This is a genomic window from Holdemania massiliensis AP2 (genome assembly GCF_000327285.1).
GTDB lineage: Bacteria > Bacillota_I > Bacilli_A > Erysipelotrichales > Erysipelotrichaceae > Holdemania > Holdemania massiliensis.
Map to the genome: position 1 here is coordinate 195,001 of NZ_HE998567.1, position 19,247 is coordinate 214,247.

The 19,247-nt window shown below is 47.7% G+C and carries 22 protein-coding genes; 20 read left to right on the forward strand and 2 right to left on the reverse strand.

Annotation, left to right across the window (positions count from 1 at the left end; translation table 11 throughout):
* Positions 1-2 precede the first annotated feature (2 nt).
* The 12 genes from ybeY (at position 3) to BN162_RS00965 (ending at position 11,525) form a co-directional block, all read left to right on the forward strand.
* A complete protein-coding gene (gene ybeY, locus BN162_RS00910) occupies positions 3-467 on the forward strand; it encodes an rRNA maturation RNase YbeY (protein ID WP_020223167.1) in 465 nt (154 codons plus the stop codon).
* Positions 467-814 carry a diacylglycerol kinase gene (locus tag BN162_RS00915; RefSeq protein WP_020223168.1) on the forward strand — a complete coding sequence of 116 codons (348 nt, stop codon included), beginning with the start codon at positions 467-469 and terminating at the stop codon, positions 812-814. Before ybeY ends, BN162_RS00915 begins: the two co-directional genes overlap by 1 nt.
* A 15-nt stretch (positions 815-829) precedes the next feature.
* Positions 830-1,225, forward strand: coding sequence for a cytidine deaminase (cdd, locus tag BN162_RS00920; RefSeq protein WP_020223169.1), 396 nt, complete (start codon positions 830-832; stop codon positions 1,223-1,225).
* On the forward strand, positions 1,222-2,118 hold the full coding sequence (gene era, locus BN162_RS00925) for a GTPase Era (RefSeq protein WP_020223170.1): 897 nt from the start codon (positions 1,222-1,224) through the stop codon (positions 2,116-2,118). The genes cdd and era overlap by 4 nt, the downstream gene beginning before the upstream one ends.
* Positions 2,111-2,863: a DNA repair protein RecO gene (gene recO, locus BN162_RS00930; RefSeq protein ID WP_020223171.1), complete on the forward strand. Its 753-nt coding sequence runs from the start codon at positions 2,111-2,113 to the stop codon at positions 2,861-2,863. The genes era and recO overlap by 8 nt, the downstream gene beginning before the upstream one ends.
* A 65-nt stretch (positions 2,864-2,928) precedes the next feature.
* Positions 2,929-4,305 (forward strand): glycine--tRNA ligase, encoded by a 1,377-nt coding sequence (locus tag BN162_RS00935; RefSeq protein WP_020223172.1) that lies wholly within the window; start codon positions 2,929-2,931, stop codon positions 4,303-4,305.
* A 32-nt stretch (positions 4,306-4,337) separates the two neighbouring features.
* Positions 4,338-6,110, forward strand: coding sequence for a DNA primase (gene dnaG, locus BN162_RS00940; protein WP_040451115.1), 1,773 nt, complete (start codon positions 4,338-4,340; stop codon positions 6,108-6,110).
* Complete coding sequence (rpoD, locus tag BN162_RS00945; RefSeq protein WP_020223174.1) at positions 6,088-7,314, forward strand: RNA polymerase sigma factor RpoD; 1,227 nt, start codon at positions 6,088-6,090, stop codon at positions 7,312-7,314. Before dnaG ends, rpoD begins: the two co-directional genes overlap by 23 nt.
* 5 nt (positions 7,315-7,319) lie before the next feature.
* Positions 7,320-7,997, forward strand: a complete 678-nt coding sequence (locus BN162_RS00950) for a tRNA (adenine(22)-N(1))-methyltransferase (protein WP_020223175.1) — start codon at positions 7,320-7,322, stop codon at positions 7,995-7,997.
* Positions 7,998-8,295: 298 nt separating this feature from the next.
* Positions 8,296-9,000 carry a hypothetical protein gene (locus BN162_RS00955; RefSeq protein ID WP_020223176.1) on the forward strand — a complete coding sequence of 235 codons (705 nt, stop codon included), beginning with the start codon at positions 8,296-8,298 and terminating at the stop codon, positions 8,998-9,000.
* The gene (locus tag BN162_RS00960) at positions 9,000-10,247 is read left to right on the forward strand and encodes a GHKL domain-containing protein (protein WP_020223177.1); all 1,248 of its coding nucleotides are present in this window, start codon (positions 9,000-9,002) and stop codon (positions 10,245-10,247) included. The genes BN162_RS00955 and BN162_RS00960 overlap by 1 nt, the downstream gene beginning before the upstream one ends.
* 3 nt (positions 10,248-10,250) lie before the next feature.
* On the forward strand, positions 10,251-11,525 hold the full coding sequence (locus BN162_RS00965; protein WP_020223178.1) for a GHKL domain-containing protein: 1,275 nt from the start codon (positions 10,251-10,253) through the stop codon (positions 11,523-11,525).
* Positions 11,526-11,541: 16 nt separating this feature from the next.
* Here BN162_RS00965 and BN162_RS00970 read toward each other — a convergent pair whose 3' ends face one another.
* Complete coding sequence (locus BN162_RS00970) at positions 11,542-12,315, reverse strand: LytR/AlgR family response regulator transcription factor (RefSeq protein WP_020223179.1); 774 nt, start codon at positions 12,313-12,315, stop codon at positions 11,542-11,544.
* A 295-nt stretch (positions 12,316-12,610) separates the two neighbouring features.
* Between BN162_RS00970 and BN162_RS00975 the strand changes: the two genes are divergently transcribed.
* The 4 genes from BN162_RS00975 (at position 12,611) to BN162_RS00990 (ending at position 15,400) form a co-directional block, all read left to right on the forward strand.
* Positions 12,611-14,023 (forward strand): hypothetical protein, encoded by a 1,413-nt coding sequence (locus BN162_RS00975; protein WP_020223180.1) that lies wholly within the window; start codon positions 12,611-12,613, stop codon positions 14,021-14,023.
* On the forward strand, positions 14,020-14,544 hold the full coding sequence (locus BN162_RS00980) for a LytTR family DNA-binding domain-containing protein (RefSeq protein ID WP_020223181.1): 525 nt from the start codon (positions 14,020-14,022) through the stop codon (positions 14,542-14,544). The genes BN162_RS00975 and BN162_RS00980 overlap by 4 nt, the downstream gene beginning before the upstream one ends.
* Positions 14,541-14,906, forward strand: a complete 366-nt coding sequence (locus BN162_RS00985; RefSeq protein ID WP_020223182.1) for a hypothetical protein — start codon at positions 14,541-14,543, stop codon at positions 14,904-14,906. Before BN162_RS00980 ends, BN162_RS00985 begins: the two co-directional genes overlap by 4 nt.
* Positions 14,907-15,157: 251 nt before the next feature.
* Entirely contained in the window at positions 15,158-15,400 is a 243-nt protein-coding gene (locus tag BN162_RS00990; protein ID WP_020223183.1) for a hypothetical protein, read from the forward strand.
* 85 nt (positions 15,401-15,485) lie between these two features.
* Here BN162_RS00990 and rpsT read toward each other — a convergent pair whose 3' ends face one another.
* The gene (rpsT, locus tag BN162_RS00995) at positions 15,486-15,746 is read right to left on the reverse strand and encodes a 30S ribosomal protein S20 (RefSeq protein WP_006060229.1); all 261 of its coding nucleotides are present in this window, start codon (positions 15,744-15,746) and stop codon (positions 15,486-15,488) included.
* 181 nt (positions 15,747-15,927) lie between these two features.
* Between rpsT and gpr the strand changes: the two genes are divergently transcribed.
* The 4 genes from gpr (at position 15,928) to fmt (ending at position 18,986) form a co-directional block, all read left to right on the forward strand.
* Positions 15,928-16,797 (forward strand): GPR endopeptidase, encoded by an 870-nt coding sequence (gene gpr, locus BN162_RS01000; RefSeq protein WP_020223184.1) that lies wholly within the window; start codon positions 15,928-15,930, stop codon positions 16,795-16,797.
* A 54-nt stretch (positions 16,798-16,851) separates the two neighbouring features.
* A complete protein-coding gene (locus BN162_RS01005; protein ID WP_020223185.1) occupies positions 16,852-17,694 on the forward strand; it encodes a stage II sporulation protein P in 843 nt (280 codons plus the stop codon).
* Positions 17,691-17,969 carry a hypothetical protein gene (locus BN162_RS01010; protein ID WP_020223186.1) on the forward strand — a complete coding sequence of 93 codons (279 nt, stop codon included), beginning with the start codon at positions 17,691-17,693 and terminating at the stop codon, positions 17,967-17,969. Before BN162_RS01005 ends, BN162_RS01010 begins: the two co-directional genes overlap by 4 nt.
* A 63-nt stretch (positions 17,970-18,032) precedes the next feature.
* Entirely contained in the window at positions 18,033-18,986 is a 954-nt protein-coding gene (gene fmt / locus BN162_RS01015) for a methionyl-tRNA formyltransferase (protein ID WP_244264182.1), read from the forward strand.
* The last annotated feature ends 261 nt before the right edge of the window (positions 18,987-19,247 follow it).

The following is a 19,247-nucleotide window of genomic DNA, read 5'->3' on the forward strand; positions in this document are numbered from 1 at the left end:
CGATGATAACCTGTACTTTTGTCAATAAAACGCGGGAAAAGCAATGGAAAGAATATTATGCGGATTTTGAGAAGATTGCAGCGCATGCGCTGACAGTCTTAGATAAGCCAGGCGACTATACGATTTCAGTGATTCTGGTCAAATCCAAACGAATCCATCAGATCAATCGCGACTATCGGCAGGTGGATCGGCCGACGGATGTGATTTCGTTTGCGGCCTGCGACAGTCAGGATGAATTTGAATTAATCGAGGAAGCCGAAGTGGAGTTAGGCGACATCTTCATCAATGTTGAAGCTGCGCTGGCTCAGGCTGAGGACTATGGTCACTCCCTGCGCCGAGAAATCTGTTTTCTGTTTACTCATGGCCTTCTGCATTGCTTTGGTTATGATCACATGCAGCCGGATGAGGAAAAAATCATGTTTGAGCTTCAGCATGAAATTCTTGATCCGCTGGTGCCAAGATCCTAATGCGGACTTTTATCAAAAAATTCAGGCCTGCGATTGAAGGCTTGATCTGTGCCGCACAGGACCGCAGCATCGCACTGCAGCTGGGACTGGCCGTGCTCACCGGATTAGCCGGCATTGTTCTGGGCTTTGTGTGGTGGGAATGGGCGTTGGTGATCACGCTGATCGGCTTGGTGGTGACCGCGGAAATACTGAACACCGCGATTGAAAAACTGTGTGATTTTGTCCAGCCCAATCACGATCCCCGGATCAAAACGATTAAAGATCTGGCTGCGGCGGCAGTGCTGTTTGCGTCACTTACGGCGCTGATCGTCGGTCTGATGCTGGTTGTCATCCATCTAATAAGATAGAACAGGAGAAATAAAATGTACGAAAATTTAGTTAAAGAAGCTTTTGAGGCGATGAAATCAGCATATGCTCCCTATTCCAACTATCATGTCGGAGCGTGTGTCTTATGCAAGGATGGCCGCACCTTTCGCGGCGTGAACATTGAGAATGCTTCCTATGGGGCTACCAACTGTGCTGAACGCAGTGCCGTTTTTGCCGCCTATTCCTATGGATACCGCAAAAATGAAATTGAAGCGATCGCGATTGTCAGCGATGGTGCGCGGATCGGCACGCCATGCGGAATTTGCCGTCAGGTGCTCAGCGAGCTGCTGAACAGCGATACCCCGATCATCCTGTCCAACGGCAAGGAAACCATGACGACAACCATCGCCGAACTGCTGCCGATGAGCTTTGGCATGGAGGATCTGGCATGAAGTCCGGCTTCGTCGCGCTGATCGGCCGGCCCAATGCCGGGAAAAGTACCTTGCTCAACGCTTTGGTTCAGCAGAAGGTGGCGATCATTTCCCCTAAACCTCAGACGACACGCAATTCGATCCGGGCCATTCGCACGGATGACGATTCACAGATTATTTTTGTGGATACGCCGGGCATTCATAAACCCAAGCATGAACTAGGGACCCAGATGAATAAGGAAGCCTATTCTGCGGCGGCGGGGGTGGATTTGATCTACTATCTGGTCGACGGCTCGGTTCCCTTTGGCAGCGGCGATGAATTTGTGCTGAACACGCTTCGGCAGATGCATCTGCCGGTGTACTTGATCCTCAACAAAATTGATCTTTTGGAAAAAGAACAGCTGATCGAGCTGTTGCTTCAATGGCAGAAACGGATGGATTTCAAAGAGATCATTCCGATCAGCGCCAAGACGCAGAACAACCTGGATCAGCTGATTGAAGTGACCAAAAATGATCTGACCGACGGCATGCAGTATTATCCGGCGGATCAGGTCTGTGATTATCCAGAACAGTTCATCATGGCGGAAATCATTCGTGAAAAAGTGCTGATGCTGACAGAAGAAGAAGTTCCTCATTCCGTAGCCGTGGTGATCGAACGAATTCGCAAGAACCGCGAACATCTGATCATCCATGCGATGATCTTAGTGGAACGAGATTCGCAAAAGGGAATTATCATCGGTAAACAAGGCAGAATGATCAAACAGATTGGGATGCTGGCGCGGGAAGAGCTTCAGGGACTGCTGGGGGAACCGATCTTTCTGGAGCTGTTTGTGCGGGTTGAAAAAGACTGGCGCAACAAGCGTGCAAAACTGCAGCAGTTAGGCTATATCCAAACGGAGCTTGAGGATGAGTGAAGCTAGAATTGAAGCGGTAATTCTGAAGCAGCAGGACTATCGGGAAAACGATGCGCTGATTACGGTGCTGTCGCGGGAACATGGCAAGCTGGGTTTTGTCTGCCGCGGAATCCGCAAGATGGCGAGCAAGAATGCTGTATCGTGTATGCCGTTTGTTCTGTCGGAACTGATGTTTGAGTACAAGGAACAGGCGACGCTGTTTTCACTAAAAACCGCGCGGGTGTTGGCGTCACATCGGTATATTCGCGAAGATTTGGAGAAAATGACAATTGCCCAGGTGATGTGTGAGATCGCGGATAAGCTTTTAGAACAGGGCGAGAGTGATCTGGATGCGGCGGCGGAGGTCTATGATCTGTTAAGTGCCAGTCTGGATCGGTTGGATCAAGAGGCGGATAGCTATCTGATTCTGGCGCAGTTTGCCGCCTTAATTCTGAAAGTGGAAGGCATTGAGCCGATCGTCGATGAATGCGTCCTATGCTCGAATACTCAGGTCCAGACGATTTCCGTGGAAGACGGCGGATTTCTGTGCGCGGAATGCGCAGTGATGGTGCATGCCCGGCCGATGGAGGTCGGGGCGTTAAAACGTTTCCGGCTGATCAACAAGGCGCAGCTTGTCCACTTTAAGCAGCTTCAACCCTATGGCCCCTGGACAAAAAAAGATGCGGAATTGCTGGTCGAATTTTTAATGCTACACAGCGGTGTAAAGCTGGAAAGTTGGCGCTTTCTGGACCGTTTATCCAATTGACGAAAAGCGCTGATTTGTACTATAATAAACTTTGTCTATAAAAATAAAGAAATGAGGAATTGATCATGGCAGTGAAACAGTTTGAGACGATTGTCGCGCACGCAAAAAATTCCGGTTTTGTGTTTCAGGGCTCCGAAATTTACGGTGGCCTGAGCAATACCTGGGATTTCGGTCCGCTGGGCGTTGAACTCAAAGACAATATTAAACGGGCCTGGTGGAAGAAGTTCATTCAGTCCCATCCGAATAACGTCGGCATCCAGGCGGCGATCTTAATGAATCCGAAGGTGTGGGAAGCCAGCGGTCACTTAAAAGGCTTTTCTGATCCTTTGATGGACTGCCGTCACTGCAAGACCCGTCACCGCGCGGATCACCTGATTGAAGAAGCGACGGAAGGCAAGGTAGTGCCGGAGGGCTGGAGCAACGAAAAAATGATGGATTTCATCAAGGAAAACCACATTGCCTGCCCGAATTGCGGCAGTCATGACTTTACGGATATCCGTCAGTTCAACCTGATGTTTAAAACCTTCCAGGGCATTTTGGAGGATGCAAAGAATACGATTTATCTGCGTCCGGAGACCGCCCAGGGCATGTTTGTCAACTTCAAGAATGTCCAGCGCTCAATGCGCCGCAAGATGCCGTTTGGCATCGGTCAGATCGGCAAAAGCTTCCGCAACGAAATCACACCGGGCAACTTCATTTTCCGCACCCGTGAATTTGAACAGATGGAAATGGAATTTTTCTGCAAGCCAGGCGAGGATCTCGAATGGTATGAATACTGGAAAAATTTCTGCATGAGCTGGCTGACCCGTCTCGGTTTAACAACGGAGAACCTGCGGTTTAGGGAACATACGCCGGAAGAGCTGGCCTTCTATTCCAAAGGCACCAGCGATATTGAATATCTGTTCCCTTTTGGCTGGGGTGAACTGTGGGGGATTGCCGATCGGACCGATTATGACCTGAAATGTCACCAGGAACATTCCGGAGAGTCCTTAGAATATCTCGATCCGCAGACCAATGAAAAATATCTGCCGTACTGCGTGGAACCGGCAGTCGGTGTTGAACGTTTGATGCTGGCTTTCCTGTGTGATGCTTATGATGAAGAAGTGATCAATGAAAAGGATACCCGCATTGTTCTGCATCTGCATCCGGCCCTGGCTCCAATCAAAGCCTGCATTCTTCCGCTGTCCAAACAACTTTCCCAGCAGGCGAAGGATGTTTATGGCCAGCTGGCTGACAGCTTTGTCTGTGAGTATGATGAGGCCGGCAGCATCGGTAAGCGTTACCGCCGTCAGGATGCAATTGGAACGCCGTTTTGTGTCACAATTGATTTTGAAACGGAAAAGGATGGCTGTGTCACCGTGCGTGAGCGCGACAGTATGAATCAGGTGCGTCTGCCGATCAGTGAATTGGAAGCGCACATCCAAGCAGCGCTGAAATTCTGATTCGGATTGAATGAGCAGAACAGGGGGGGATGATGATGCGTCTGAGCGAGGAAGAAATCACCGCGGTCAGAAACAGCGCGGATATCGCGGAAGTCATCGGACACTATCTGCCGTTAGTCAAAAAAGGCCGTTCGATGGCCTGTGTCTGCCCCTTCCACGACGATCATGATCCGTCGCTGTCGATCTCTCAAGACAAACAGATTTATAAATGTTTCGTCTGCGGCGCCGGCGGCAACGTCTTTACCTTCGTCCAGAATTATGAAAAAGTAAGCTTTCCTGAAGCCGTTGCCAAGGTTGCAGAGATTAGCGGCTACAAGCTTTCTTTCGATCCCTCTGCATTGAAAACGCCGGTGGATCCGAAGAAAGACGTATTATATAAGGTACTGGCGGAAACGATTCGCTACACCCATTATCAGCTGGGGGCTCAGGCGGGAACGCCGGTGCGTCAGTATCTGTCCCAGCGCGGGATCGACGAAGCTACGATTGAAAAGTTTGAGATCGGCTGGAATGGTCCTGGGGATGAACTGCTTCGTTTTCTTCAGGCCAAGGGCTATAACGAACAGGATATGGTGGCTTCCAATGTCGTAAGACTGAATGAAAGCGGTCTTCACGATGTGTTTTCCAGCCGAATCACATTTCCGATTCATGACTCACTCGGCAATCCGATCGGATTTACCGCCCGCAGCATGGATCCGGAAGCGCAAAGCAAGTATATCAACACGACCGAAACCGATGTTTACGTCAAAGGTCATACCGTCTTCAACTACCATCGTGCTAAACAGCCCTCCCGTCAGGAAGGGCGGGTGCTTTTATGCGAGGGAGTCACCGATGTGCTGGCTTTTTCCCAGGCGGGAATGGACAATGTTGTCGCAACGCTGGGCACAGCCTGCACGTCTGAGCAGCTGCGGCTGCTGCGGCAATGTTCGCTCCATCTGACTTTCTGTTACGATGGCGATAAAGCCGGACAGAATGCGACCTACAAGGCGGCGCAGCTGGCCCGCGCGGCCGGCTTTGAGGTGGGCATTGTCAACAATCAAACCGGATTGGATCCGGATGAGATTCTGCGTCGGCACGGCGCGGAAGAATTGAAGGCCATGACCCGCAAAGAGCTGACGTGGATGGAATTTGTTTTCCAGTATTTAGCCAGCCGCTACGATCTGGAAAATTATTCTGAGAAAAAGGAATTCACGTTCAAAGTTGAAGCCGAGATTAAACAGCTCACCGATGAATTTGACCGACAGAATTTTGCCCATCAGCTGGAACAGTTAACCGGATTTCATCTGGATCTGGGGGCAGCTCCTGCCTTGAAAACAGAAGATTCCCCGTCCAGCAGGGTAAAAAGAGTTCCAGTTCGTTTAAATCCGTCGCGAGATGGTAAGACTAATGCAGAACACCTGATTCTGGCGCTAATGCTTACCAGCCGCGATGCTGTAGAAATGTTCAAAGAAAAACTCGGTTTTCTGCTCAATGAAGAAAATCAGCAGCTGGCGATGATGATCCTGGATTACAGCCGGTCCCATCCTCAGCTGCAGCTTGCGGATTTCATCAGTACGATTGATGAGGAAGCGCTGAGACAAAAGGTTCTGGATCTTTCAGAATGGGAGTGTCCACAATTTACACCGGAAGTGATGGAGGGAGCAGTCCGCCGTCTGCAGCGGTGTATGCTGGAAGAAAGAATAAATGATCTGAAACAACAGATCCTGCGGATCAGCAATCCGGAAAGCCAGGCTGCCCTTCTCCATGAACGGATGCAGCTGCAAAGAGAATTAAGGGGGTACCTTGATGAAGAAAAACACCAAGACTAAGGAGACAAAAATGCCAGTTTACAAAACGTTGGATCAATTAAAGGAAGAATTTAAAAAGACCTATCTTGCCGATAAGGTGATTTATCAGAAGGATGTCATGGATGCTCTGGAGCATCTGGATCTGACTGATAATGATATGGATGACCTGTACGAATGGTTCGCTGCCGAAGGCATCGATATCAGTGAGGATGACGATATCGAGGAATTGGAAAATATCGATATTCCTGAAGCCGGAGCGATGACCCAGGATATCGGCGATGATCTGGAGTTTTTAGCGGAAGATGCCGGCGAGGATTTCGATGCGGAAGTTGAAGACGTTGAAGTTCCAGTCGACCTCAGCGAAACTTACAGCAGTTCTCCTTATGTACGGATCAATGACCCAGTCAAGATGTATCTGAAGGAAATCGGACGGGTACCGCTGCTGAATCCGGAAGATGAGCCGGAAATTGCCCGGCGGATTCAGGCCGGTGATGAAGAGGCTAAACGCATTCTGATTTCTTCCAATCTGCGTTTGGTCGTTTCGATTGCCAAAAAATATGTCGGCCGCGGCATGTTGTTTCTGGATCTGATTCAGGAAGGCAACATGGGTTTGGTCAAAGCTGTTGAAAAATTTGACTACACCAAGGGCTTTAAGTTTTCGACCTATGCAACCTGGTGGATCCGTCAGGCGATCACCCGTGCGATTGCCGACCAGGCTCGAACGATCCGAATTCCGGTACATATGGTAGAAACCATCAACAAATTAACTCGTGTACAGCGCCAGCTTGTTCAGGATCTGGGCCGGGAGCCGACGGCAGAGGAAATTGCCGAAAAGATGGAAAACATTACGCCGGATAAGGTACGCGAAATTCAGAAGATTGCCTTAGAACCCGTATCGCTGGAAACCCCGATCGGTGAGGAAGATGATTCCCACCTGGGTGATTTTATCGAGGATAAAGACGCGATGTCGCCGGATCAGTATGCCAACAATCAGCTGCTGAAAGATGAGATCAACAATGTTCTGCAGGGCTTGACGGAACGGGAAGAAAAAGTGCTGCGGCTGCGGTTTGGCCTGTATGACGGCCGGACGCGGACGTTGGAGGAAGTCGGTAAGGAATTCAACGTAACCCGTGAACGTATTCGTCAGATTGAGGCGAAGGCACTGCGGAAGCTGAAACATCCGACCCGCTCGAAGCGGCTGCGGGATTTCGTCGATAAGAATTAAGAACGATGTTAAGCCTGCGACTCAAGGCGATTGCCGATTGTGTTCCTGCCGGCGTGATCGTTGCGGATATTGGAACTGACCATGCTTTTTTACCGGTAGAATTGGTGTCTTCCGGACAAATCCCGCGAGCCTATGCCTGTGATATCGGAGTCGGGCCGTTGGAGCATGCCCGTGCTACGATTGAAGAAGCAGGGCTGCAGGCACAGATTGCTTTAATTCTGACGCCGGGACTGGAAAAAGTGCCGGCCGATGCCGAAGTGGCCGTGATTGCCGGAATGGGGTGGATGACCGCCAAATCAATCCTTGAAAATGATTTTGACCGGCTTGCCCATTTTCAGCTGATTCTAATGCAGGTGAATCGCGAGGTCGCTTCACTGCGCCGCTGGATTATGGAGCATGGTTTTGAAATTGTAACGGAAAAGCTTGTGCATGACCGCCACTACTACCAGATTGCCGGTTTTCGTAAAGCGGAAAAACCGGTTTCCTATACTGAAGTTCAGCTGCGCTATGGCCCGCTGCTCTTAGAAAATCAGGAACCAGTTTTACATGAATATTACCGTTATCGCAGAGAGAAACTGCAGCGAATAGCCGAGCAGATTGAAGATCCGGCAAAGCGGACAGAAATTCTGTGCCAAATGGAAGAAATTGATCATATCATTTTAAATCGAAAGTCATCTGATTAAGGGAAAGGGCCTCATGCTCTTTCCTTTTCATTTTGTCTTCTTTTCCGTTCTTCCAAAAAACGGATTTGTTACTCCTTAAGAAAACCGGTAGAGAATTGATTTTCGATTATCCTTTCATGGAACCGAACTGCTTCCAATTTTGTGAGATAAAAAGAGAATGCTGATAATCACTTCCTCTTTGCAGGCGTTTGACGCAAATGGACAACAAAGACTTTTTGATTTACAATAAAGTAAACAGGGGTGCTGCAAAGAAGCTTGAAATAAAAGTTTTTGTTTGTTCAACATGAGGGGGAAAAGCATGAATAGTAAAAAAACAATCTTGTATTTAATCGGATTTTTCCTGTGCCAGATCGTTTTGGTGGCAGCCGTGTTCGGCGTCCAGAAGGAAATGGCGATCTTTGAGATCTTTGTGATCATTTCGTTTGCGATCGGGATTACGCTGGTTGGTGATTTCTGCATCTTTGAAATTATCCGCAGCGTCATGCAGTACAACGAAGCGGAACTCGAATTGAAGCGGATGACAGAACTGAATCAAAAGAACTATCAGTTTTATCAGTTTGCGGTCATGCAGCAGAAAAACATTCGTTACTTTTATCATGATCTGTCCAATCATTTGATGACATTGCAGATTTTGAAGGAGCAGGGACAGGAAGCAGAGCTGAAAATTTATGCTGAGAAAATTCTGAGTCAATATCAGACACAGCTGCCGGCTTATCAAACGGGGAATGTCATGCTGGATATTTTAATCCAGTATTATCAGCTTCATGAAGATACATGCACGTTGGCAGTAAAAGGTCAGGTTCCCCAACAGATTGATTTTACCGGACTGCTGGAACTTCTGCATGGACTGGCCGAACCTTATGCTGGGAAGCAAGTGACGATCTGCTTTGATCCGCAGCTGCATCTGGAGGTACCCGCTCCTAAAAATGCGCAAATGCAGGAATGCTTGCGGTTACTGAGAGCCGCTGTAAATTCAATCGAGATTGACGAGGTGAACTGCTGATGCTGGATCAAACGCTGTATTATCTGAATCACATCCCCTTGATGATGACTTGGGCTTATTTTTACAATGAATTTCTGCCGGTTCGGAAAAGCTATCGGAAAGATTATGTGATGTTGGCAGCGGCGATCTTAGCTGCAGTGCTGGTCTTGATCCAGATCTATGAAATTCCCGGCAGCGAGCAGGATAATGCTGTTTTTCGGATGACGGTATCGGCCGCGACGATCGGTGTTGTTGTTTATCTGGTAAAAGGGGCCGGCTTGAAAGCCACAGTATTTGCCCTGTTTGCCCAGCAGCTGCTTTCCATTACCGCTGAAATGGTAACCATGCTGATCACCCTGGTCGGGGTGCAGTTCAGCCGCAGCGCCTATGAAGGCACCTTCTATATGAATGTCTATTCGTATGTTCTGCTCGATATCATGAGCCTTTTGTTTTTTATGCTGGCTTTAGGAATTGTCAGAAAACGCCAGGGAACAACGGAGGGGGAATATACGACTATCGGCACGTTGCTTTTAATCTGCCAGTTTCTATGGCTTTACATCCTTTCTTATAAACTGATCTATATCGTTGAAGCCAGTACGATGCTTTTGGTTCAGTCCTTGCTCTTTTTGCTTCTGACTGATGCTGCAGTTTTTGTCATTGCCCGCCGGATTATCCGTCAGAAACGAAAGAAGCAGGAACTCGAAGCGAAACGCCAGATGAATGCGGAGCTGGAAATTCAGCTGCGGAAACTTTCCGAGAAGCAGGATGTTATCAATGCCGTCTTCAAAGAGATGACAGGACTGGATGATCAGCTTGAAACTCTAAGTACGCTGCAGCATCAAATGAAGCAGATTCGTGAAGATCTGATCTGTGCTAATCCATACGTTAATGCCTTGCTGAATGCTTATCTTATCGAAGCAAAGGAAAAACAAATTTCAATGCAGTTTGAAATCAAAGCGGAGCTGTTGAAGGGGATTGACAATTATGATTTGAATACGCTGCTGTCGAATCTGCTGAAAAACGCTGTTGAAGCTTCCGAAAACAGTGAAAATCCGATGGTGACGCTGCAGCTTACGGAAAAGGCCGGATTGCTGATGATCCGCTGCTGCAACAGTGTTGCTGAACAGCCCAGTCCGGTTAAGAAAAGAATCCAGGGACAGGGGCTCATGATCATGGATGAAATTCTGCAGCGGTATCAGGGAGTGCGAAGCATGAAGCAGGAGCAGAACCTGGCCGTGGCGGAAGTGATGCTGAAGAAAGAAGGCTGACGTATGCTGAATGACAATCCTTTCTTCTATGTTAACCATCTCATTTTATTTGGAATTTGGACGGCTTTTCATGGGACATTTCTGCATTCCAAAGAACCTCGGAATGCCTTTTTCCCCAAGCTGTATCTGGCTATCACGATCAATGCCATCATCAACTATATTCTGTTTTTTCTGTTTGCGGATTTCTTTTCTGTCAATCTGGTACGAACGCTGTTTACCGTAATCATGCTTTATCTAGTCCTGCGGCTGATGATCCAGGATACGCGAATGAATACCCTGTTTGCTGTGCTTTTTCATGTGCTGTGCCTGGTGATTTCAGAAATGCTGGCGATTTTGATCATGCTGGCCGGCAGCGGCTTCGATCAGCTCGCGTTTGAAGAAGCTTCGTTTTTTGGAACTGTGGGTTTCGTGGTGATGGATGGAATTCAAGGACTTCTTTTTGGTTTGATCTTGATTCTGAAAAAGAAAGTCTTTCCTAACATTGACTGGCAGAAACAGGCGCGCTTGGTCCCGCTGCTGGCCATTCATGCCGGCTGGATCTATCTCTTATCTTATAAACTGATCTATGCCTATGAAATGACTGTGAACTTAACAGGTTTTCTGATCGTATCCTGGATTTGTGTGCAGGGCGCTTCGTTTTTCTTAATTCGGAGTCTGCTGAAAATGAAAACAGCGAAAGAACGAGCTGAACTTGAACATCAAAACAATCTTGAAATTCAGGCTCAGCTGATGGAGCTGCATGCAAAGCAAAGCGTCATGAACAAAGTGTGGGCATCCGTTCAGTCCCAGGCATCCGAATGGAATGTCGATCAGATTCGTGCAGCTTATGATCAGATTGGTTCTATCCGGAATTCCTTATACTGTGATCATCCTTCTGTCAACGCTTTGCTGGCGTCTTTTCAGCGTCAGTTTGATGCAAAAGATATTGAATTTACGGTGGAGATCAAGGCTTCTTTCGCTTCGGGCTTCGATGATTTTGATCTGAACACACTGTTGGCAAATCTATTAAAAAATGCCCTGGAAGCGGCGCAGGACAGTCCGCAGGCTTTTGTTCATTTAACGATTACCCAGCACAAGCAGATGATTTTAATCCGTTGTGAAAATACCAATGGCAGAATGCATTCCAGTCCGAAGCTGATTCAGGGCAACGGGAAGAAAATTATCACGCAGCTGGCTGAGCGTTACCATGGACAGGCTCGGTGGAATAAACAAGCCCGCACTACAACCGCAGAAGTGCTGCTGAACAAAGAAGATTCAAAATTGTGTGAAACAGATTAAAAGAACCGCGGTTTTGTTATTCCGCGGACTCGATGTCAAAGAATTGTTTCATAATCGCATTCATCGTTGCTTTTTTATAACTGCGGGAGATCGGGATGAACGCATCATTGAATAAAATAAGCCCCTTGGTTTCTACGGATTTGACATAGTTCAAATTCGCGATGTAGGAACGATGGGTCTGCACAAAGGACTGCGGCAGCTTTGGCAGATAGTCATCAAATACGGCATAGGTGATGATCTGCATCGTGGATTCAAGCGAATCGCTTTTCTGTGAACCCGCTTTGGTCATCCGACAGTTAAAGATGATTTTGCGGCGGTCTTTCTCCAGGTAAAGGATATCTTGATACAGAATCAGCCGAGGATGTCGGTTAATCATGACCGTTAAGGAATCCTGCCCGATTTGTCTGCCCTGCAGAACGTTCAGCGCTTTATTCATGGCGAGGGGCAGCCGTCTTTCCAAGTCTTCCTTTAACAGGCAGTAAACATGCTGACAAAGATAGACGTCAGGAAAATACTGAAGATATCCGGTAATAAAAATAATCTGTAATTCAGGGGCGATTACAGAACACTTCTGAGCCAATTCCAGACTCGTCTGTTTTTCAGCCTCAAATCGAATGTCCAGTAAAAGCAGATCAAACTGGCCGTCAAAAATCTGATCCTGAAGCTCCTGCAGGGAAGTCCAGGTTGTAATATAAGCCTCAGTCCTTCTTTCTTTGAGAATTGCCTGAGCTAACTGCCTGATTTTTTCCAGCTCATAGGGCGCATCATCACAGATGGCAACTCGAATCACAATTATTCCCCCCATATCATTTCAAAATGAAATTGCTTAACCATAATAGATAATCTTATTTTAACATGAAGCCGCTTCCTATTTCTATTTTATACGAAAAATAAATCGAACGTCTATTCTGTGAATTTGGAATCTGCAATAATAGAAGTGTTCTTTTCCAGATATTCGAGAAAGAAGTACATTAATTCTTATAGAAACGACCACTTATGTTTCTTTGATGACCACTTACACAGAATTCATAGTCAACGTGTGAGGAGTCAGGTACAATAATCTCAACTGAAGGGGAGGGATCGATATGGCCAGAATGGGAATAACAATACTGATTACGCTGATCCTATTCGCAGCCGGCTTGTTGTGGATACTGACGTATTCTAAATATCAGCGGCAGGAAATTCAGGGAGCGGAAACAGCGATGAACGGCAGTCCGCAGTCCATCGTGATGGTGGGCGCCGGATTGGCACTCTTATTGCTGCAATGGGATTCTCCGGTCTCCCCGCTGCAGTGGCTGATGTTTGCGGCGGCTGCGGTGGGCTTTATTCACTTGACACGGAATCTGCGGCAGGGATTATTTGCCGGGGCCGGCTTATTGTTATTGGCGGGCATGCTGATGAAGCTGGTATGGAATGAGGCGTTAGTCCAGCGGATGCTGCCGTTGGTTTTCTTCATGGGATATGAATGTTTGGCAGCCGGTTTTTTTGCCAGTTCGACAGAACCCATCGTTCGCCGACGCTTCCAAAATTTAATGGTATGGCTGGCTTTGATGTTTGCCGTGGTGCTGCTTGCCCGTGCGAATGCCCAATGGCTGTCTATGCAGTCATTCTTTCAGCTGATCTGTGCTTATAAAGTCTATTCACGAGCTTTGGATTTCAGGGAACAGTTCTATTTCGTGCAGAAACAGAGTCGAACAGTCCATTGGAAACCGGTTCAGGCCGGTTTGCTTTTCGCTGCAGCAGCAATCCTGCTTGCGGCAACGCAGACTGGATTAATCCGCTCAGAAATTAAAAATTCTCAGCCTGCAGTCTGGGTCTATCGAACAGAAGATGAACACTTGAGCAATGTGATTGTGATCCAAGGCAGACAGGTTAAAATCAATTTGGCCTATCCGGTCAGTGAAACTTATCAAGATACTACGGTTTCATTGAAAATCACTGAGAGTGAAACGGGGGAGATCGTCTATGAAACTGAAGAAGCATTGGATGATGGTCAGACGGAGCCCGGCAGTTATTGGATTCTCAGCGAACACCCGGGCCTCAATTTAGCGGATCGTCAGCCAAAACCCTGGACAATCAGCTGGTCAATCCGCAAAGGAGATCAGGTTTTGGAAGCGCAGACTTTGAACTGTGAACCCACGATGATCCCAACCTTTGCGGGAGAAGGCCGTTACTTTCAAATTTACAATCTGGCGGCAGGCTATGGTTATTTTTCGAGCGCGGAGGTTATCGCCAGGAACACGCTTCAGATCAATCTTCTGCGTTATCGCAATTTAAACTATCGGATCACGATGTTTGATGCGCAGGGACAAGCTGTGGTTGAGAGTGCTTCTTCCGGAACGTTGGGATTGGGAGAAACGGTAAGCATGAGCCGTTCCGGCTGGGGTGTTGACTTTACGGATGCGGAAGCGGTCCGCGGCGAAATCACAGTCTGGGTCAGCGATACGGAAGGAAAGAAGTTCTATGAAGAAACGATAGAGCTGGTGAAGCAGCCATGATCAATCTGATTTGCCGGCCGGACCATGAGGAACAGCTGCGGCAGCGGCTTCAATCCTTTGAAGCTCTGGATTTAACTTTGGTTGAAAAAGGTGTGGATTATAATTCGATCGGCATTCAATTTCAAATGGAAGATCTTGATGAATTAATCACTTTTCTCAACGATCATTTTTTGCAAAAGAAGGGCATGACGCTGACTGGACAAAAGGCCGGACGTACCTATGTCGTGGATTTATCCGATGTCTTGTATATCGAAGGACTGCAGCGTGAAACCTTTGCTTATACAGATCACTTAGGCCTTCAGCTAAACCGCAAGCTGTATCAGCTGCAGGAAGAGTTGTATCCGCGGCAGTTCATTCGGATCAGTAAATCTTATCTCGTCAATCTGGCAAAGGTGGAACAGATTGCCCCCAGTTTTAACGGTAGGCTGACGTTGATCTTGAAAAATGGGACCCAGCTGGAGGTCAGCCGCAGCTATGCCCCGCATTTTCGCAAAGCGATAGGAATGGAGAGAAAACGATGATTGAACGCTTGATTTATAACGGTATGATCGGCATGGCAATCCCTGTACTGGCGCAGTTTCTTGATTCACGCAGGGCATCGCCGGACTGGCTTTGGATTGTTTTGGCCGGGGCGGCCTATGCTTTGTTTTTAGAAAGCTATCGAATCTGGATGCAGTCTTTGCAGCGGGGGCAGACAGGCATTACAATCGCAAGTGTGTTTATCTTAACCGTCGTTGTTTTCAGTCATTTGACGTTTGAAGGTTTGTTTATGCTGATCGCTTTGAGTCTTTCCATGATTTCCTTGGTTCGTTCAACGAAGAAATATACTCAGGCTTTAGATCACTTTAAACAGCAGCTGCAGGAAGACCATGATGATCAATGAAGAAATATGAGAAAGAAAGACCGGGGCTAAACGGCTGGAGAAAAGGGTTTTCTCAGACCGTCGGTTGATAAGGAAGTTTGGCGGCAATAGGGCCAATATGATGTTGATTATCCAGCTTCTGCTTATGCCCAATTATCCATAATACTTGAAAATCAGCTTAAAAACCAACTGGACGAAGTGATTCAGAAAAAAACGGCCTGCTCGGCTTTAATTTCTGGACTAAGAACAATCGTAAGACGGACCGTCAGCGAATGATCAAGACGGGCGGTCAGGTCCGGCTTCTTTCAATGCAGGCCAGTCCTGATCTTCTGCGTCGACGGGCTAAGCTGATCGAGGTCCGTGCTGCATTTGAAATTACGAAACCAATTTTAGAAGAAAGAAATTTGCTGAGTTTTGAAGCGCTGGAAGGGGAAGGAGAATTTACCGTGGAATCGGAAATTCGTCGGGCAATGGCAGTTTGCAGAGAGAATGTTTTAAGAATCATCCACGAATGAGATCAGTCTGGACAGGCTCTTAACTATCTTAATCCGTGCTAAAAAAGAGTATAAAAAAAAGATCCGCAACGGGATCTTTTCGTTCTTACAGAGAATTGACCGCTTTTGCTAAGCGAGCCTTCTGACGTGCTGTATAGTTCTTGTGCTTCAGATGGCTGGTAACGGCTTTATCTAATAAAGAATTTGCAGTGTTGTACGCCGCAACTGCTTTTTCCTTATCCTTCGCTTCAACGGCAACCAGGACTTCCTTAATTGCTGTTTTCAGCGCGGACTTTTCAGCAGTTTTCGCTGCATTTCTCTTTAAATTAGTAATCGAACGTTTCTTCTGAGACTTGATGTTTGGCATTCTGACACCTCCTCCGCATTTATACCTTAAGAATTATAACAAAAGGAAGGTGAAAATGCAAACACTAATGGAAAAAGGTGACAAGAAACAAAGGAAGAAGGTGGAGCGAAGCCTATCATTTCGGCATAAATGAACGGCATATCTCAAGCAATTCAGGCCATACTAAGTCTGAGGTGAGCTTATGCGCAAACACAGAACGGATCTGGCCTATGAAGAAGTGCTGGATTTGCAGGATAATGAGAATTTTACCCATACTAAAAAAAGTTACCACGGGATTACAACCCATCATATTTCCATTCATCATCCCTGTGAGGAAATTGAGAAGCAGCCAGGTGAGTATATTACCATCGAACTGGATGATCTGAATGATGCAAAACAACGGGAAGAAGCGATTGCGGTAACCGGCGATTGTCTGAAACAGGTGATCGACGGCTTAAAACTCAGCGGTACCCGCGCTTTAATTGTCGGCTTAGGCAATCAGGAAATTACGGCGGACTCGTTAGGGCCTATGGCGGCCAAGCAGGTGATTGTCACAGCCCATCTGCATCGTCTGCAGGAAGAAGAACTCGCGCAGGGGACCAGTGAAGTCGCGGTGATCGTGCCGGGCGTGATGGGCCAGACCGGTTTAGAAACCGCGGAATTTGTGCAGGCTGTGGCCCGTCAGTTTCGGCCTGATTTTGTCATTGCCATTGATGCTTTGGCGACCCGGTCTATTGAACGGATCAACCGCGTTATTCAGATCAGCGATACCGGTATCCAGCCCGGCGGCGGCGTTGGCAATCATCGTAAAGTGCTTAATGAAGAATTAGTCCAGGCGCCGGTGGTTGCGATCGGTGTGGCGACGGTTGTCAGTATTGAAGCGCTGATCGATCAGGTGCTTTCAACGATTCAATGTGACGACTATCAGAAAGTCATGGAACATATCCATTATCAGGAATCTTATCAGATGGTCGTAACGCCCAAGGAAATGGATGAGGAAGTCAAGCACTTGACGGAAGTCATTTCCACTGCGATCAATCAGGTGCTGCATCCCCGTTTTTCCCAGATGTAAGTCATGATCCCCCTTTCCTTCGCATAAACTGCGGAAAGAGAGGGGGATTTTTTCTTGAAAACAAAGCTGAAAATCACACTGAAATTATTGCTGATCCTGGCCTTTCTGGCGGTCACTTCATTCTTTACCGGTTTGGGTGATCTGCTTTCGCAGAATAAGACCTCGGTGCTGGAGTCCATCCTGCATCCGGTGATCGATCTGGACCGTATCTCAATCAAAGAACAGTTGGCGCTGCTGCCGGACTTTAAACAAGCGGTGGAACGGATTGACGAAGTCGTGATCAACGAACCGTTTGTACCTAAATTTGAAAAAGAAGAAAAACCGGAAAAGAAATCCGTTTACATCTATAACACGCATCAGTCGGAAACGTACAGCGACGGCACTACAACCTATGAAATTGGGATGGAGCTGGCAAAAATGCTGGAAGAAGAGGGCTACTATGTTTATTTTCAAACCGGGAATTTTTTGCGGGAAGCTGAAGAAGAAGGCTTAAAATACAACCAATTATATACAATTTCCCGCCGCCATATTAATGATACGTTTGCCGAGCACGGCGGTTTTGATTTGGTCATCGACCTGCATCGGGATTCGGCTCCCCGCTCCGCTTCGGTTTTTGAGAATGATGGCGTGACTTATGCCAAAATGATGTTTGTGGTCGGAATGAAATCATCCAATGCCGCACACGTTATGGCGCATTCCCGGCAATTAACCGACAAAATCAACCAGGTGATGCCCGGTATAATGAGATCAGTCTTTGAACGGCAGTCCGTATACAATCAGGATATGGCGGAAAACATGGTGCTGCTGGAATTGGGAACCGATCAAAACAGCACTGAGGAAGTCCGCAATTCGCTGCGGATTTTAGTCGAAGCGCTAACGAACGGAGGGATTGAATGAAACGGTTTTTCTTGGATGCCTTTTTGATTTTAATCGTCGTCAGTATCGGCAGTACGCTGAATCAGCAACAGCCTGAATCCACAATTCAGCAGCGCATCGAGGCCTTTAATCAACAGATTGAGAAGCAGGAGGTCATTGAGCCGCCGGTTCATCGAGCCTCTATGTATCAGATTCAGGAAAATACGGCGGGTCAGCTGGGTGCGAATATTTCTGAGATGGTGATTCGCGTTGTTGAAGATTCTGTCCGCATGATCGCTTCGGCTTTTGGACAATGAGCTGCGCAACTTCTCTTGGTTTATGGTATAATCGTTGACGTAACCAGTGAGGAGGGATGCCTCTTGAAAACAAGAGTTTTATTTATGGGCACGCCGGAGTTTGCCTGCGGGATTTTACAGGCCTTAACGCAGCTGCCTTTTGTGGAGCTGGTCGGTGTGGTTTCCCAGCCGGACAAAAAGGTTGGCCGCCAGCAGAAGCTGCAGATGACCCCGGTGCATGCTTTGGCTGAACAGCTGGGATTGCCTGTGATGCAGCCGCAGAAGATTCGGACGGATTATGCGGAAGTCCTGGATCTGCATCCGGAACTGATCGTGACCTGTGCTTACGGCCAGATGGTGCCGGAAGCGGTGCTGAACGCGCCCCAACATGGCTGCATTAACGTTCATGCGTCACTGCTGCCGAAATATCGTGGGGGATCGCCCATCCATACCGCGATTATTCAAGGCGATTCAGAAAGCGGCGTCACCATTATGCAGATGGTAAAAAAGATGGACGCCGGAGATATGCTGGCTGTCAGAAAAGTTGCAATTGATGAGGCAGATACGACGGAAATGCTCCATGATAAGCTGCAGGCGGCGGGCGCTGACTTGTTAAAGGAATGTCTTTTGGACTATCTTGAAGGTCGGATTACGCCAATCGCACAGGATGAAACTCAGGTCAGCTTCGCTTGGAATATTACAAAAGAACAGGAACAGATCGATTTTTCCAAGACGGGCCGGCAGATCTACAATCAGATCCGCGGATTGATTTCCTGGCCGGTCGGTTATGGTGTGATTGCTGGACAGAAGATGAAATTCTGGGGCGTGCGCTATCGTGAGGATAAAACCGAGCAGCCCAGCGGAACGATTCTCGGGTTTGACGGGATGGGGATGCTGGTGGCGGCTGGCGGGGCGATGATTGTCATCACGGAGCTGCAGATGGAAGGCAAAAAGCGCGTCAGCGCCAAAGATTTCTACAATGGCAAAGGCAAGCAGCTGATCGGCTGCCGTTTTGAACCTGTCAGTTCAACGAAATAAGCGAGGATTCCCCCATCTCTGCGGGGGAGGGAGAAACCGCCAAAAACAGGCTTAACGGCAGGGGCGGGCATCGATCCCCCGCGGACATGAAGTCAAGCCGATCCGGAAATGAGATCCAAGGCAGCAACGCTGCCGCGACATGTTGAGCGATATAGGACTCATCATCGGGATTGAAATAAAAGCGGCGCAGGAAATAGAATCAGAATGATGAAACCGGGGATGAAAGCCGGTTTTTCATTTGAAGAAAAACAGACTGATCTT

Bases quoted from the DNA above. Each gene is read 5' to 3' on its own strand.
- era (WP_020223170.1), top strand. From the start codon at position 1,222: ATGAAGTCCGGCTTCGTCGCGCTGATCGGCCGGCCCAATGCCGGGAAA.
- BN162_RS01010 (WP_020223186.1), top strand. From the start codon at position 17,691: ATGAAACGGTTTTTCTTGGATGCCTTTTTGATTTTAATCGTCGTCAGT.
- BN162_RS00980 (WP_020223181.1), top strand. From the start codon at position 14,020: ATGATCAATCTGATTTGCCGGCCGGACCATGAGGAACAGCTGCGGCAG.
- cdd (WP_020223169.1), top strand. From the start codon at position 830: ATGTACGAAAATTTAGTTAAAGAAGCTTTTGAGGCGATGAAATCAGCA.
- rpoD (WP_020223174.1), top strand. From the start codon at position 6,088: ATGAAGAAAAACACCAAGACTAAGGAGACAAAAATGCCAGTTTACAAA.
- BN162_RS00935 (WP_020223172.1), top strand. From the start codon at position 2,929: ATGGCAGTGAAACAGTTTGAGACGATTGTCGCGCACGCAAAAAATTCC.
- dnaG (WP_040451115.1), top strand. From the start codon at position 4,338: ATGATGCGTCTGAGCGAGGAAGAAATCACCGCGGTCAGAAACAGCGCG.
- BN162_RS00915 (WP_020223168.1), top strand. From the start codon at position 467: ATGCGGACTTTTATCAAAAAATTCAGGCCTGCGATTGAAGGCTTGATC.
- BN162_RS00950 (WP_020223175.1), top strand. From the start codon at position 7,320: ATGTTAAGCCTGCGACTCAAGGCGATTGCCGATTGTGTTCCTGCCGGC.
- recO (WP_020223171.1), top strand. From the start codon at position 2,111: ATGAGTGAAGCTAGAATTGAAGCGGTAATTCTGAAGCAGCAGGACTAT.
- BN162_RS00965 (WP_020223178.1), top strand. From the start codon at position 10,251: ATGCTGAATGACAATCCTTTCTTCTATGTTAACCATCTCATTTTATTT.
- BN162_RS00990 (WP_020223183.1), top strand. From the start codon at position 15,158: ATGATCAAGACGGGCGGTCAGGTCCGGCTTCTTTCAATGCAGGCCAGT.
- BN162_RS00960 (WP_020223177.1), top strand. From the start codon at position 9,000: ATGCTGGATCAAACGCTGTATTATCTGAATCACATCCCCTTGATGATG.
- rpsT (WP_006060229.1), bottom strand. From the start codon at position 15,746: ATGCCAAACATCAAGTCTCAGAAGAAACGTTCGATTACTAATTTAAAG.
- gpr (WP_020223184.1), top strand. From the start codon at position 15,928: ATGCGCAAACACAGAACGGATCTGGCCTATGAAGAAGTGCTGGATTTG.
- BN162_RS00985 (WP_020223182.1), top strand. From the start codon at position 14,541: ATGATTGAACGCTTGATTTATAACGGTATGATCGGCATGGCAATCCCT.
- BN162_RS00955 (WP_020223176.1), top strand. From the start codon at position 8,296: ATGAATAGTAAAAAAACAATCTTGTATTTAATCGGATTTTTCCTGTGC.
- BN162_RS00975 (WP_020223180.1), top strand. From the start codon at position 12,611: ATGGCCAGAATGGGAATAACAATACTGATTACGCTGATCCTATTCGCA.
- ybeY (WP_020223167.1), top strand. From the start codon at position 3: ATGATAACCTGTACTTTTGTCAATAAAACGCGGGAAAAGCAATGGAAA.